The sequence below is a fragment of the Cupriavidus yeoncheonensis genome (assembly GCF_905397275.1).
Lineage (GTDB): Bacteria > Pseudomonadota > Gammaproteobacteria > Burkholderiales > Burkholderiaceae > Cupriavidus > Cupriavidus yeoncheonensis.
This window is the reverse complement of sequence record NZ_CAJPUY010000005.1, coordinates 217,759-232,757: the sequence shown is the minus strand read 5'-3', so window position 1 is coordinate 232,757 and position 14,999 is coordinate 217,759. Positions and strand designations below refer to the sequence as shown.

At 60.0% G+C, this 14,999-nt stretch carries 12 protein-coding genes; 2 read left to right on the top strand and 10 right to left on the bottom strand.

The genetic code is table 11. From position 1 onward, the window contains the following. Positions 1 to 211: 211 nt before the first annotated feature. The 3 genes from KHO22_RS08995 to araD all read right to left on the bottom strand — a co-directional run bounded on the left by KHO22_RS08995 (position 212) and on the right by araD (position 4,574). Complete coding sequence (locus KHO22_RS08995; RefSeq protein ID WP_211946767.1) at positions 212 to 1,651, bottom strand: NAD-dependent succinate-semialdehyde dehydrogenase; 1,440 nt, start codon at positions 1,649 to 1,651, stop codon at positions 212 to 214. 130 nt (positions 1,652 to 1,781) lie between these two features. After that, positions 1,782 to 2,729 carry a 2-hydroxyacid dehydrogenase gene (locus tag KHO22_RS08990; RefSeq protein WP_211946766.1) on the bottom strand — a complete coding sequence of 316 codons (948 nt, stop codon included), beginning with the start codon at positions 2,727 to 2,729 and terminating at the stop codon, positions 1,782 to 1,784. 105 nt (positions 2,730 to 2,834) lie between these two features. Continuing rightward, the gene (gene araD / locus KHO22_RS08985; protein ID WP_211946765.1) at positions 2,835 to 4,574 is read right to left on the bottom strand and encodes an L-arabinonate dehydratase; all 1,740 of its coding nucleotides are present in this window, start codon (positions 4,572 to 4,574) and stop codon (positions 2,835 to 2,837) included. A gap of 456 nt (positions 4,575 to 5,030) precedes the next feature. On the opposite strand from araD, the gene KHO22_RS08980 reads away from it, so the two are divergent. Then, on the top strand, positions 5,031 to 6,095 hold the full coding sequence (locus tag KHO22_RS08980; protein ID WP_211946764.1) for a porin: 1,065 nt from the start codon (positions 5,031 to 5,033) through the stop codon (positions 6,093 to 6,095). 416 nt (positions 6,096 to 6,511) lie between these two features. Here KHO22_RS08980 and KHO22_RS08975 read toward each other — a convergent pair whose 3' ends face one another. Beyond that, on the bottom strand, positions 6,512 to 7,492 hold the full coding sequence (locus tag KHO22_RS08975; RefSeq protein WP_211946763.1) for an NAD(P)-dependent oxidoreductase: 981 nt from the start codon (positions 7,490 to 7,492) through the stop codon (positions 6,512 to 6,514). A gap of 198 nt (positions 7,493 to 7,690) precedes the next feature. Between KHO22_RS08975 and KHO22_RS08970 the strand changes: the two genes are divergently transcribed. Then, on the top strand, positions 7,691 to 8,386 hold the full coding sequence (locus tag KHO22_RS08970) for a Crp/Fnr family transcriptional regulator (RefSeq protein WP_211946762.1): 696 nt from the start codon (positions 7,691 to 7,693) through the stop codon (positions 8,384 to 8,386). A gap of 48 nt (positions 8,387 to 8,434) precedes the next feature. Here KHO22_RS08970 and KHO22_RS08965 read toward each other — a convergent pair whose 3' ends face one another. From KHO22_RS08965 to KHO22_RS08940, 6 genes are all read right to left on the bottom strand, one after another. After that, positions 8,435 to 9,121, bottom strand: coding sequence for an RraA family protein (locus KHO22_RS08965; protein ID WP_211946761.1), 687 nt, complete (start codon positions 9,119 to 9,121; stop codon positions 8,435 to 8,437). Positions 9,122 to 9,206: 85 nt separating this feature from the next. Then, entirely contained in the window at positions 9,207 to 9,671 is a 465-nt protein-coding gene (locus KHO22_RS08960; protein WP_211946760.1) for a bacteriohemerythrin, read from the bottom strand. A gap of 134 nt (positions 9,672 to 9,805) precedes the next feature. Further along, complete coding sequence (locus tag KHO22_RS08955; RefSeq protein ID WP_211946759.1) at positions 9,806 to 11,347, bottom strand: acetolactate synthase large subunit; 1,542 nt, start codon at positions 11,345 to 11,347, stop codon at positions 9,806 to 9,808. A gap of 78 nt (positions 11,348 to 11,425) precedes the next feature. Continuing rightward, entirely contained in the window at positions 11,426 to 12,208 is a 783-nt protein-coding gene (locus tag KHO22_RS08950; RefSeq protein WP_211946758.1) for a class II aldolase/adducin family protein, read from the bottom strand. A gap of 375 nt (positions 12,209 to 12,583) precedes the next feature. Continuing rightward, entirely contained in the window at positions 12,584 to 13,777 is a 1,194-nt protein-coding gene (locus KHO22_RS08945) for an alpha-hydroxy acid oxidase (RefSeq protein ID WP_211946757.1), read from the bottom strand. Positions 13,778 to 14,098: 321 nt separating this feature from the next. Further along, entirely contained in the window at positions 14,099 to 14,941 is an 843-nt protein-coding gene (locus tag KHO22_RS08940) for a Bug family tripartite tricarboxylate transporter substrate binding protein (RefSeq protein ID WP_268914531.1), read from the bottom strand. Positions 14,942 to 14,999 lie beyond the last annotated feature (58 nt).

Genomic DNA, 14,999 nt, shown 5'->3' with positions numbered 1-14,999 from the left:
CATTGGATAAGTGCGACGGTGGATGACATGATCGCCATAGGGCTTTGGGGATCTGCATTGGCTGAAGGTCTGCGTGGCCGACACCCGGGAAGGAGCCAGGATCCTGAATTCGGACTTTCAGAGATACCTGCACCCGCCGCATACAAGAGAACGCTGCACAAGACATGTGCGCAGCCTGGAACAGGTTAATGGGTTGACCTAAAGGGCTCACCTAAACATTCGCAACCGAGATGGCACGCACGTTCAAATAGGCATCCATCGCTTCGGGCCCACCCTCCGAGCCATAACCCGAATCCTTGATCCCGCCGAACGGCAACTCGGCCGAAGGCATCGCAGGCATGTTGACCCACAGCATGCCGACTTCAATCTTGCGCGCGAGCAAGTCGGCATGCTTCAGCGACCGCGTGAACGCATAGCCAGCCAAGCCAAACGAAAGGCGGTTTGCCTCGGCAATGGCCTCCTCCATGGTATGGAATCCTCGAATCGCTGCCATGGGGCCAAAGGGCTCATCGTTGAATACCTTCGCCTCGAGCGGAACATCAGTCAGGATCGTGGGGCGCCAGAAGTTGCCGGCGTCACCGAGTCGTTCCCCGCCAAACGCCAACGTGGCCCCTTTCTCCATGGCGTCCTGCGTGAACTCGGCCATGGCGGTCACCCGTCGGGCGTTGGCCAGCGGACCCATCCTGGTGCCTTCCTGGAGGCCGTCACCGACCGTCAACCCTTGTGTGTACCTGACCAGCTCCGCGACGAACTCGCACTTGACACTTTCATGCACCAGGAATCGCGTGGGAGAGATGCAAACCTGCCCGGCATTGCGGAACTTTGCCGCACCGGCAGCCCTGACGGCCAAGGCAATGTCCGCATCCTCGCAGACGATCACGGGCGCATGCCCGCCCAACTCCATCGTCACACGCTTCATGTGCTGACCGGCGAGCGCAGCGAGTTGTTTGCCAACCGGTGTGGAACCCGTGAACGTGACCTTCCGGATAGTCGGATGCGGGATCAGGTAGTTCGAGATCTCGACAGGGTTTCCATAGACCAGTCCGAGGACGCCTGCAGGCAGGCCGGCGTCCGCAAACGCACGAATCAATTCTGCCGGTGAGGCGGGCGTCTCCTCCGGTGCCTTGACGATCATGGAACAGCCGCAGGCCAATGCCGCACCGAGTTTGCGGACTACCTGATTGATCGGGAAATTCCACGGCGTGAATGCCGCGACCGGACCGACGGGATCCTTGACCACCATCTGGCGCGTCGAGAGACTGAAGCGCGACGGGACCAGCCGGCCGTAGACGCGCAAGCCTTCGTCCGCGAACCACTCGATGATGTCCGCGGCCGCCATGGCTTCGCCCTTCGCTTCGGCGAAAGGCTTGCCCTGCTCCTGCGTGAGCACACGGCCAATCTCCGCCGCGCGCTCGCGCATCAGCGCTGCAGCGCGACGCATTATCTGATTGCGTTCGATAGCGGGCAATTCTCGCCAGGTCTCGAAACCTCTTTGGGCCGCCGCCAACGCACGGTCGAGGTCTGCAATTCTCGCGTGTGCCACGCGACCAATCTCCTTGCCCGTGACGGGGTTGAACACTGCCAGTGTCTCGCCGCCGGCGGCGTCCTGCCATTGCCCATCAATGAAGAGCTGAACATCGGGATATGTCATGAACGCAATCTTTCGTCTTGTAAGTGAACACTCTCGGTAATCCGGCCCACCGAAAGACAAACAGCACCATCGCATGGCCCGTCGACCGGACCTCGCACATCTTGATCGCTGGAAGGAGCTCCCTTTTTGGCTATTCCAATGCAGAAACTCTGACGCACTCGGTGGAAAAGTAGCCGTGCAGGTTGTCAAGAACCAGGTCGCCCATCGCCTTGCGTGTCTCCTCGGTGGCACTCGCAACGTGCGGCAGCAGCACGACGTTGTCGAGTCCAACCAGCGCCTCGGGCACCTGTGGCTCGTTCTCATAGACATCCAGGCCAGCGCCGGCGATGCGGCCGCTTACCAGGGCATCGACCAGTGCAGCCTCATCAACCACAGTGCCGCGGGCAATATTGATGAGATAGCCCGTCCGGCCGAGGGCATCGAGCACGCCAGCATCAATGAGATGTCGCGTTTCCGGTCCCCCAGCCGTCGCAATCACGAGGAAATCGGCCCACTCCGCGAGTTCAACGAGAGAGGCCGCTCTTTCGTAAGCAACATCCGGCACCGCCCGACGGCTGTAATAGCGCACCGGCATGTCGAATCCCACGCTGCGCTTCGCAATCACTCGCCCGATCCGGCCCATGCCTACGAGACCCAGGCGTTTGCCGCTGACGCGCGTGGAAAGCGGAAACGGCCGGCTGGTCCAGTCACCCCGCCGGACAAAGCGGTCGCCGGCACTCACGCGCCTCGCCACGTCCATCAGAAGAGCAAATGCAACGTCTGCCACGCAGTCATTGAGCACGTCGGGCGTATAGCCGACCGCGATGCCACGCCGACGCGCGGCCTCGAGATCCAGCTTGTCCAGGCCCACGCCCAGGCTCGAGATCACGCGAAGCGCCGGCAAGGCGTCAATCAGTCCCTTGCTGGCACCCACTGTCGCTGTCGTCGCCAGCGCATCAAATTCATGGCCGTGGGCTGCCAGATAACTCCACGCATCGGGTTCTGCCCACAGCGGGTGGACGTCGTACGCCTCTGCGAGCCGTGATTCCACTGCAGGTGGCAGGCGAGTGCTCTGCAACAACTTGTATTTTTCGGTCATGCGAATCGCTGAAGTGGATTAGCCGACAAGCTGCCGGACCCCGGCTGGCACCGTTCATACCGAGGCTCCCGAACAGATCGACGGGGAATTCCTGCCATCTCGGAGTCAATAGATGCTTGGTTCGCCAACAGGTGCGCCGAAATCCGTTTCCAGGTAGTCGAAATCGCAACCGTCGTTAGCCTGGCGGACATGCTGGGAGAACATCCAGCCATAGCCGCGTTCAAACCGGGCGGGTGGTGGCGTCCATTCTGCGCGGCGGCGTGCCAGTTCCTCGTCGGAGACTTCGAGATGGATGCGTCGTGCATCGATGTCGACCGAAATCAGGTCGCCGGTCCGTACCAGCGCGAAAGGCCCCCCGACATACGATTCCGGCGACACATGGAGAATGCACGCGCCGTAGCTGGTGCCGCTCATCCGGGAGTCAGACATGCGCAGCATGTCGCGGACACCTTGCTTCACCAGCTTCGTCGGGATGGGCAGCATGCCCCATTCCGGCATGCCCGGGCCGCCTTGCGGACCCGCATTGCGCAGGATCAGGATGTGGTCTGGCGTGACATCGAGATCTTCACGGTCCACGGCTTCCTTCATGGATGGATAGTCATCGAACACGAGTGCCGGACCCGTATGCTTGAAGAACCGCTTCTCGCAGGCACTGGGTTTCATCACACAGCCGTCGGGAGCAATATTGCCTTTGAGCACTGCCAGTGCGCCTTCGTGGTAGAGAGCGTTTTCCGTCGTGCGAATGACGTCATCGTCGTAGACCGCCGCGCCCTCAATGTTTTCTCCCAGCGAACGGCCCGTGACGGTTTTTGTGTCAAGGTTCAGTTTGTCCCGGATGCGGCTCATCAATCCAGGCAATCCGCCCGCGTAATAGAAATCCTCCATCAGGTACTTGTCGCCGCTGGGTCGGATGTTGGCGATGACCGGCACCTTTCGGCTGGCCACGTCAAAATCCTCCAGCCCGATATCGAAGCCTGCGCGACGGGCCATCGCGATGACGTGAATGATTGCATTGGTAGAGCAACCCATGGCCATGGCGACGGCAATCGAATTTTCAAACGACTGGCGTGACAGGATGCGCTTCGGCGTGAGGTCTTCCCAGACCATGTCGACAATGCGCCGGCCCGATTCCGAACACATGCGGATATGACTGGCATCCACGGCCGGAATCGAAGACGCATTCGGCAGTGTCATGCCGATCGATTCGGCAACGGCAGTCATCGTGCTTGCCGTGCCCATCGTCATGCAGGTGCCATGGCTGCGTGCGATACCGCCTTCGATCCCGATCCATTCCACCTCACTGAGATTGCCGGCACGACGTTCGTCCCAGAACTTCCACGTATCCGAGCCTGATCCCAGCACCTTGCCCTTGTAGTTCCCGCGCAGCATCGGTCCGGCCGGCACATAGATGGCGGGCAGGCCCGCGCTGATCGCGCCCATCAGCAAGCCCGGCGTGGTCTTGTCGCAACCGCCCATCAGCACTGCGCCATCGACAGGGTGGGAGCGAAGCAGCTCTTCCGCCTCCATGGCCAGGAAATTGCGATACAGCATTGTGGTCGGCTTGACCATGACTTCCGCCAGGGAGATCGCGGGCAATTCGATGGGGAAGCCACCCGCTTGCAGGATGCCTCGCTTGACGTCGTCGACGCGTTGCTTGAAGTGGGCGTGGCACGGGTTGATATCCGACCAGGTATTGATGATCGCGATGACCGGCTTGCCCATCCACTCGGAAGGTGCGTAGCCCATCTGCATGGTCCGGGCACGATGGCTGGACGAGCGCAGGTCATCGGGGGCGAACCAGCGCGCACTGCGCAGCGTGTCGGGCGTCTTCCTGAGAGTCTTCATGGAGTTTCCACCTTTTCGAGAATTGCCTCCGCGAGGCACGCTGTCGGTGAAGCGAGCTGCCGCGCGGGAGGAAGGGGCGTCTTGGTGGGAACAGTGTCAGGCAAGCGGCCGGAACCGTCGAATGACGGCGCCACAACAATGTCCGCATTGTTGCAATGTGCCGAACTCGAGCCGGCGACAACGCCCCTGAAGTCCGGATCGTCTCGATAGCATGCGCGAAAACCCTGTGTGTCGCCCTCGCAACTACCGGCCGGCACATTGCAACAAATCGGACATTTGCCCGCCATTGCCAATCGACCCTTGCCGGCAGCAACGCCAGACTGGTTGCGTCGGGCATTTACCTGGCTCAGGTAGCCTCATTGAACCGATGCATGCCAGTCATCACCGTTCCGATTTCATCGACATGGCTGGCAGGACGAACATAAACCACAAAAAGGTAGACAACGGAGGAGATAGATGGGAACACGTAGTATTTGGTCGGCTTGCATTGGCCTCGCAGTCCTTTCGAGCCAGGCATCCGCATATTCAAGTCAGACCTCCTCATCGAACATGCTGTTGTTTGGCACCGCCGACGCATCGATCGAGTACGCAAAGGGATCGCAGAGCGTGGTGAAGATGCGCGAAGGCGAAGGTGCCGCATCACGATTCGGCATGCTCGGCAGCGAGGATCTCGGTGGCGGCCTGAAAGCCATCATGACGCTCGAAGCGGGATTCAATATTGATACCGGCACCGAGTTCTTCGGGAACGGCACCCTGTTCGGGCGGCAGGCGTTCGTGGGCCTGTCAAACGGTTGGGGTGAGGTCCGTTTTGGCCGGCAATACTCTCCGGCCTTCTATGCACTACTGAAGCTCGATCCATTCTCCCTCAATGGCCAGAACTCGCCATTCAACATCTTCAGTTCCGTTTCATCCCAGGGCACCGGCTATGTCCCCTATACGTCCCGGTTCAACAACGCAGTCCAGTACCTCTCGCAAGATCTAGGACCATTCTCATTCGCGGCGTTCGCCGCACCGGGCGAAGTTCCAGGTGCTACAAGCACCGGATTGAGCTTTGGCGCAAACGTCATCTATGAAACCGAAAAGGCCCTGCTGTTCTACGCATATCTCGGTCAGCGAGGGGGTGCCGCGGTAGACTCCGCTCTGTTCAACAACCATTTTGTTGGCGGATCCTACAGGTTCGGTCCGGTCAGGCTGGGCGGCGTGTTCGAGATGGCAAGCAGCAAGTTCAAGAACACCAACGCTGCGCGGGGCTATGGTCTGACCTTCAGTTGGGACGTGACCACCAACGACGTGTTCAAGGCAGCAGCGACCAAGCGCCACGTGATTGGTGCGAGTGACTCGCCGCTGTTCGTGACCGTGGGTTGGGATCATTCGCTGAGCAAGCGAACGACGCTCTACACGCGCCTGGTGTTCGTAGACAACAGCGCTGGCGGCAGCACCACCCTCAACGCCATTCCGATCGATCCGAAAAGCGGTGCGTCTGGCCGATCGATCAACTTCGGCATCACGCATCGCTTCTGAAGCGGTTGATGACTTGAGCCGCTGGCACAGCGGTGCGAAGGGCGCAAGCCAAAGCGTCGCTGTGCAGCGGGGTGCCAGGGCTCGGGAACGGAAGTCATCCGCGCGAAGGCCGGCATATTCGAACTGGTCCAGCAGTTGGGCAAGGTCAGCCAAGTCTGCCGCGTGTCGGCATACTCGCTCGACAGCTTCTACCGCTTCACTACTATCGACAACAATTCGCCGGGAAGTCTTGCCCGATCGCCTGAATTAAACCGGCCAGCCCCCCGCGCAAGCCGGGGCAATTCTGTTTCCCCGTGATTAACCCGATAACATCTTCCGGGAATCGCGCTTCAGCGGCTTGCGTCGGGCAGTGTAAAACTGGTCAACTTCTGCCCCAACAATCTGGCCGAACTGCATGCCGCTTGAGCCAGGACGGGCTATAGATTAACGACGTTCGCGTGCGTCTCTCCGCGAAGCAACCGCATGGCAATGTCGACTGCCGTCAGACCCAGAACGCGATCGGAGTCTCGCGTAATGCCGGCCAGATGCGGGGTCAGAAGGACATGCGGGTGCTTTCGCAATGCACTGTCCGGAGGCAGCGGCTCTGTTTCGAAGACATCCAGAACGGCCCCCCCCAGCCACCCGCTCTCAAGGGCGGAAATCATATCGGCCTCGTTGATCACTGCGCCACGTGATACATTGACCAGCACGAGCCCCTTTTTCGCATGCGAAAGTACACTGGCGTTGATCATGCCGCGCGTGTTCGGTGTCAACGGGCAACAGAGAACGAGAAAATCCGAAACCGAGATCAGTTCTTCGACTGACATGTATGGAACGTGCCCGGGCAATCGGGCGGGTGTGCTGGTATTGACCCGGACATCCATACCAAAGCCGTCGCGAGCTATTTCGCAGACCCGCTTCCCGATTTGCCCGAACCCAATGATGCCAAGCGATTTGCCACGTAGTTCGACTGATCTGCTACTGGCTGAAGCCCTGATGGAACGCCATTTCAGTTTTCTGACTTCACTATCAAAGTCGGCCAGCCGACGGCTAATTGCGAGCATGCCAGCTATGGCAAATTCGGCGACCGAGTTGGCGTTCCCACCGGGTATGTTGGCCACAGGAATCCCCCGGTGCGTGGCCCTGTCCACAGGGATGATGTCGACCCCTGCGCCATGCCTGACTACCGCACGAAGGCGGTTCGCTTCCTCAAATATGTCATTTGGCAATCTGCGACGCACTATAATCGCATCAGCGCGCTGTATGAGCACGCGAAGCGCCTTATCCGCCTCCACCGGTGACAGGTTCTGGGGCACTTCGAGCACCTGCGCTTGTTCCTGGAGCAAAGCATGTGCATCCGGATGAATAGGATCCGTCAGCAGGATGACAGGTCGGCTTTCTTCGGTCTTCAGGCTCATAGCTATTGCGTGACTTCCGTTGGAGATAGATCTCAGTCTAAAAGATATAGAGACATTTTCAATTACTGTGCGCCTACCGCATTGTCCTCTTTGTTGAGTTTTTGTCTACATTCCGGCACCATGTCTCGGTACTGTGGCTCGTACGCTTGGGACCTGTTATTCCCGTTTTGCCGGCATTTTCACTGAGCGGATTTCAGAATGAGCCATACCCTTATAAAGTTGACCATTACGCAGTCCGAGCTGTTCTCATCGTGGCCGGCGGAATCTATTGAACGGCTGATAGCCGTCGCAGATGCCATCGTGGTCGAACCCGGAACCTGCGTACACCGCGCGGGGGACGCCGCCGATTTTCTCTATCTGCTTGCCTCAGGCTCGATGACCCTGACGCGTGACATGCCGTCCGGAGTTTCGTTTGCTGGTGGTCTTCACCTTCCAGGAGAGTTCCATGGGCTTGGTCCTGTCATCAGCCGAAAACCTCATATTCATACCGCGGTCTGCAAGGAAGAGACCGTATTGGTTCGCCTGCCTGCACAACTGCTGCGGCAAATCCTGGCAAACGACGGCCGCCTGTTTTTCCCGATTTTTTCCGCCCTGGAACGTCGCCACCTCAGGGCGTTGAACCTCTACGCGGGTGCCGTCATGCACTCGACGCAAGCACGAATTGCTGCTTTATTGATATCTGTCTACGCGCGCAGTCCGTCGGGCTCGACGATGCAGGTTAAATTGTCGCAGAATGAGATCGCCTCGATGCTCGGAACCCAACGTCAGGTCATCAATCGCGCTCTGAAGAATATGGAAAGCGAGGGAGTCATACGAGTCGAATATGGAAGAATAATAATTCTGGACACAAAAAAACTGGCAGGGATGTCACAAGATATCCGCGACTTTGGCTAGCCGATCGCAACGATGATCAATGAATCATCCGCCATGCGTTTTCCACACCTACTGTAGCGTTTCAGACTCTGCCAGCACGCCTGCTTTGCGCAACGCCAGCGTCAGCCATGGGCCTCGTTTCTTTCCTGCCCGAACGGACGCAATTGTTTCTGCCTCTTCGGCCACCTTGCTCTCTGCAGCCACAAGCACATCGGAAATGCGGTGTCGCTCTACGACAACAATCCCGTCAGCATCACCGACGATGAGATCGCCGGAGCTCACTGTGACCCCACCGGCGCTGACCGGGTGGCCGATACGCCCGGCCCAGTTTTTCGTGGGGCCATTCGGGTTGGTTCCCATGCAGAATACGGGGAAATCCGGGTTTTGAATCTCGATACTGTCGCGCACGGCGCCATCAACAACGACACCCGAGATATGGCGAGCCTTGCACATGGCTACCATAATGGCACCCAGCAATGCCGACGTTTGATCACCCTTGCCGTCGATGACAAGCACATCGCCAGGTTGTGCAAGATCGATCGCAGCATGGATCATGAGATTATCGCCGGGCCGCACATCAACGGTCAGTGCGGTTCCTGCGACGCTCATACGTGAATCAAGTGGTCGGATACGGCCATGCATCGCGCCTCGCCTTCCCGATACGTCGGCCAGGATCGCGGTCTGAAACTGCGCCGCCTGTTGCAGAATATCTTCAGGGAGACGAGGAAAGTCGGAGATAATGTTGGCTTGCTTCATATGTTCCTGGGCGGCGTAGTCTGTGCCTTCAAGGCCAAAATCGATTCAGAGGGAGACCAGCAAGCGATTTTCGGCCGGGGCAACATCAGGTTGCCAAATCATTCTGGAATTTAGGCGCCCGGCTGATCTTTATCACGCTTCCTCCGTATGCCTCGTGTGCACGCGATTTGGCGATCGCGTAATCCATTTCGTTGACATGTTCCGGAAGCCATCGCATCAGCTCCGACGCCAGGCTCACCCGCAATCTCTCCGCCAGATCAGCATCCGTTGCCGGGCCGGATAGTCGAGCAATGACTTCATCCAGCGACTTCAATACCGCGGCGTGCTCGTCCAGGTGGCACTGCCCATTGCTCGGCTTCAACCGCCTGATCTCTGCGTCTTCTTTATCAAAGTGGTCCGCTGCGTGCGCGCGTAGATCCTTCAATACGTGAACAGCTTCCTGCTGTGGCGCGCCTGCCAGCATCCGGATGTGCAACTCGAACAAGGCATGATCTCGATCGAGTTCGGTGTCGCCCAGGGCAATCGAGGGGGAGGGTTCCATTTCGCGCATGAAAATCGCTTTCCGCTGTTTTCGTGAGAAAGACCGGGTTGCCAGTTCCCTCTCTCGTTTCGGGTGGCGGCGGACGCCGCGCACCCCATATCCCCGAGATGGAACTGCCGGAAGAATGCTGAGCGTCGCCGTGATCAAACCATGAGTTCAATCAGGAACGGGTGCGTGCTCTCGAAGCTCCTGGCCATCAGATCGGCACACTCCTCCATGGTGGTGGCCCGGGCGGCTTCAACGCCCATCCCCTGTGCGAGGCGCACCCAGCAGAGCGCCGGATCTCCCAGATCAAGCATATTCATGGCCGTCCGGCCCGGTATCGCGCCAACATCCCTGTACTCACCAAGGAGGATGTTGTACTTGCTGTTGTTGAGGATGATGGTCGTGACCGGAAGCCGTTCGCGCGCCTGCGTCCACAAAGACTGAAGCGAGTACATCGCCGAGCCGTCTGCTTGCAGGCTGATGACACGGCGCTGTCTTCGCGCCCCGATTGCCGCACCGGTTGCGACCGGGAGGCCGTCGCCGATAGCGCCGCCGGCAAGATGCAGCCAGTCGTGCGGCGGCGCGGCATGCGTATATCGATAGAAGCCGCGGCCATACGAGATGCTTTCGTCAGACACGATCGCGTGCTCCGGCATGAGCGCCGCCACGGTCTGCGCCAGCCCTTCGGGCGTCGGGCGCCCGCTGGCGACTTGTGGGCGCGGTCCCGGGTCGGGGATGGGCGCATGCGGAGCATTCAGGGCTTCCGCCAAGGCTCGCAGCGCCTGCACCGGGTCCTGCTCGGGACGCGTCAGCACGTGCAGTTGCGTCTGCGGCTGATACAGCGTTGAAGGCTTGCCGGGGTAGGCAAAAAAGCCGACCGGCGGCTTGGCGTTCACCAGGATGATCTGATCGAAACCCCCCAGCGCCTCGATGGCGGCATCCATGACGTACGGCACGCGCTCGAGTTGCAGGCGGCCGCGGCCGCGAGCGAGATGTGGCGTAACGAAGTCCGCCATGACGCTTGCCCCGGTGGCGCGGGCAATGCGCCAGGCGAGGGCCTGCGATTCGCTCATCACTGCCTGGCCTGCCAGGAGAATCAGTACATTGCCATGGCCGCGCAACACGCGCGCCGCCTTGTCGATGGCACTTCCGTCGACCGCCGGCGGCGCGGGCGGTGCAAGGGGCGCCGCCACGACTCCGCCTTCGTCCCAGGAGACATCCGACGGCACGATCAGCGTTGAAATCTGACCTGGAAAGGTTCGCGCCGCCTGGACCGCGGCCGCGGCATCCTGACCGAGGTCCGCCGCCCGGGTGCTGGTACGAACCCACTGGGACACGGTGCGGGCCATAGCATCGGTGTCGGCGGTCAGGGGCGCGTCAAGCGGTCGATGGTAAGTGGCCTGGTCGCCAACGATGTTCAGGACGCCGCTACGTGCACGGCGCGCGTTGTGCAGATTGCCGAGGCCGTTGGCGAGGCCCGGGCCGCAGTGAAGCAGCGTACAGGCCGGCTTGCCCGCGATGCGGTAGTAACCGTCGGCCATACCGGTCACGATGTTTTCCTGCAATCCAAGCACACAGTGCATGCCATCGCTTTGATCCAGCGCGGCGACGAAGTGCATCTCGCTGGTTCCGGGATTGGCAAAGCAGGTATCGACACCTGATTGCAGCAACGTTTCAACAAGGCTCTTGGCGCCGTTCATTCATATACTCCGGACTGACAGACAGGGACTCATATATGGCAACCAAGGCGTCAGCAGATGCCTTGGCGCACCCACGATTCAGGCTCGATACCCGGTGTCGTCGCGGTCGATGAGGCGCAGCAGTGCGGTCCAGAGCCGATCCAGGTTCTCCGCCCCGCGCTCGCCTGCATCGCCGATCTGCCTGGCGGCGTGCTCGCATACCTCCGGCGGCGGCATGACCAGTTTCTGCCCCGCGGACAGGGTCTCGATCTGAATCTCGCAGGCCTTGTTCATCGCGTGCATGCGGACAAACGCTTCCGCAACTGAACGACCGGTCGTGAGCAAGCCGTGGTTGCGAAGAATCAGATGATGATGCGGGCCCATGGACTGCACGATGCGTTCGCGCTCGGAAAGGTCCAGCGCCAGGCCTTCGTAATCGTGATATCCCACGCGATTGTAAAGGCGCATGCCGACCTGGTTGAGCGGCAGAATGCCGCATTCCATCGCAGCCACCGCCATGCCCGCCTTGGTGTGGGTGTGGACGACGCACTCGACGTCGGGACGGGCACGATGCAGCGCGCTGTGGATGGTAAAGCCCGGTGCGTTCACCTTGTAGCGCTCGTCGTCTACGGGGTTTCCGTCGACGTCAATCTTGACCAGACTGGATGCGGTGATTTCGTCAAAGAACCAGCCATGCGGGTTAAGCAGGAACTGGTCATGCCGTCCTGGCACACGCGCAGAAATATGGGTAAAGATCAGATCGTTCATCCCGAGCTTTGCCGTCATCCGATACGCGGCGGCCAGCTCGACCCGGGTCTTCCATTCTGCCGGGTCCATGTTGCGGGGAATGCGATTGAGGTGAGGATCGGGGTTCGAGTTCATGAGCTAAGAATCCGTTTCAAAATGCAATCGGGATGATTCGTCGCTCCCGCACAGGCGGAAGCCCAGCGACTTTAGGTGGCCATTCGAGCACCGAGAAGGCAGTGGGTCCCCGCCTCCATAGTGACGGCGGCTCCATCTGCAACTGACTTTCATTGTGCTTGCCGGCGCTAATCCGTGTCGATCCGGTTCGTGGATCGATTGTCGCATTTGGTGCAATTCACGCGACGCGCAAGAGGCCGTGAGAATTCGCGAAGCCGTGGTTCGGGGACGCGCAGGTCCGGCGCAACGATGCCGCTCGCGCGTGGCCCGCAGGGAATCAGGGTACTCATCACACGATGCCCGGTCGCGAGCACCCGGATTCCAACGGCCTCTGCGCTACCATCTGCGCAGCATATCGCCTTGCAGGTCTTGGCACGTGTTCACGCCGAGCATTCCCATGTTGCGATCGATTTCATCTCGCAGCAATTGAATGGCATGCGTGACGCCGGCCTCGCCCCCCACGGCAGAGGCATAGTTGAATGGTCGCCCGACGAAGACCATGCTCGCGCCCGCTGCAAGCGCCTTCAGGACGTCGCTGCCCCGACGCACGCCGCCATCGATGAAGACAGGGCGGCCGGCGGCCTCTTCGAGGATTTCCGGCAGGACCTGCAATGCAGTGACCGCGCCGTCCATCTGCCGGCCGCCGTGATTGGATACCCACAGGCCGTCCACCCCCTGCTCGCGCGCCAATCTTGCATCGGCGGGATTCAGAATCCCCTTGACGATCAGTACGCCTTTCCACAACTGACGGATGAGTGCCAGGTGGTTCCAGTTGAGGCGATCGCGGGCGGTGTGCTCACGCATGACGGTTGCGGACAGCACGGGCGCCCCACGCTCCGCAAGCGAGTTCTCGAAGTGGGGCATGCCGTGGCACATCAAGGTTCGAACGAACGTGCCAAGGAGCCATCGCGGCCGAATTGCTCCATCCCATGCCAGCCGCAACGACGGTCGAAGCGGGGCTGAAAATCCACTGCGGACGGCGTTCTCCCGGTTGCCCATCACGGGTATGTCGACGGTCACGACCAGGGTCTTGCAGCCGGAGGCCTGCACGCGCGCGAGCAATGCGCGGATCTTGGCCTCATCACCCGGAACGTACGCCTGGAACCAGGTATCGGGGGCCTCCGCCATCACCTCCTCGAGGCGGATAAGCGATCCGCCGCTGAGGACCATGGGAATGCCGGCGGCCTTCGCCGCGCGCGTCTGTACGAGATCTCCACGGTATGCGCTCAGGGCACTCAACCCCATGGGCGCGATGCCGAAGGGGGAGGCGTATTTGCAGCCGAAGAGTTCGACTTCCTGGGTCCGGGCGGAAACGCCGACCAACACGCGCGGCGTGAGTGCCCACTGCGAGAATGCCTCCCGGTTCTTCGCATGCGAGAGGTTTTCTTCCGCTGCACTCGCAACGTAGCCGAAAATGGGGCGGGGCAGGCAACGCCTGGCGGCGGCCTCGAAATCATCGAGGCTCAGGATGCGCCTCAGCCTCGGCGAGGCGGATTCGACGCGGGCTGAACGGCGCGGGTTGTGGTTCACGGCAGCGGGCCTTTAGCCAGGATTGATGATTTTCGGGACTGGGAGCATGGTCGTTTCTGGCGACTGCCGAGAGTCACCAAGGCTTGAAACTCGCCGTACGTTGCGGGACGACCGAAGGGCCGCGGCCAGGCATTGCTTCCCTCCCTCACGCCAGGACGGGCCAAACGCTCTACAGATGTGATCCGCTCATGCTTGTGCCCCTAGATGAAGTCCTCGCTGCCTCACCGCGCATGTATGGTCGCTTGCGTGTTGCGATCAGGTCGTCGGGGATGCGGTTGATGAACCGCATCATATTGCGCGGGTTGGGGCCGTCCGGAGCTACTATTTCAGTTCAAGCCTGGTTTCTTTGACGATGTCATCAAATCGTGCAATTTCTTTCGCCACAAAATTCATGGTCTGCTCTGGCGTGCTTCCCAACACATTATGTCCCTCATGAATCCACTCATTCCTGATCTCCGGCTGGGCAAGCGCCTTTCGAACTTCGAGGCTAAGCCGCTGGAGAATCGGATCGGGCGTCTTGGCGGGCGCCAGGATCCCTCCCCACGCGCCGACATCAAGGCCGGCGATACCGGCTTCCTTTGACGTTGGCACATCGGGGAGAAGGCGTGATCGGTTCGAACCGAGAACCAACAACGGCCTGAGATTTCCACCTTGAATCTGAGCAAGGGAAACTGGCACAAATTCAACGATGAAATCCGGCTGGTCCCCTTGCATAGCCGTAAAGAGAGCCGGCGCTGAACGATAGGGAACGATTGTAAAATCCAGATTTGCGCGATGTTTTAAAAGTTCCGCAGCCAGATGCTGGCTCGATCCGAGCAATCCGACTCCTGCCATGAAGCCGTTACCGCGTTTTTTTGCTTCCTGCGTCAGGTCGGCAAATGTCCTGATTTTCGAATTGCGCCCGACGAACACGGCCAGATCACTACTGATTACCGTCGAGACCCCTTTGAACTGCTTAAGGATGTCGTAAGGTTGTGGCTTCAGGAGCGCTTGGCTAATCGCAACGGCAGTTCCCGCGACCAGGAGCGTATAACCATCAGGTTGGGCAGCAGTCACCAGCTTGACCGCTCCAACTCCACCCGCGCCAGGCCTGCTGTCAACCACGACCTGCTGTCCAAGCGACTTGCTCATGGCTTTCGCCAGCACTCGCAGAACAAGGTCCATCCCGGTTCCTGCGGCATACATGCTCACCAAAGTTATTGGCTTGCTCGGAAACGACTCT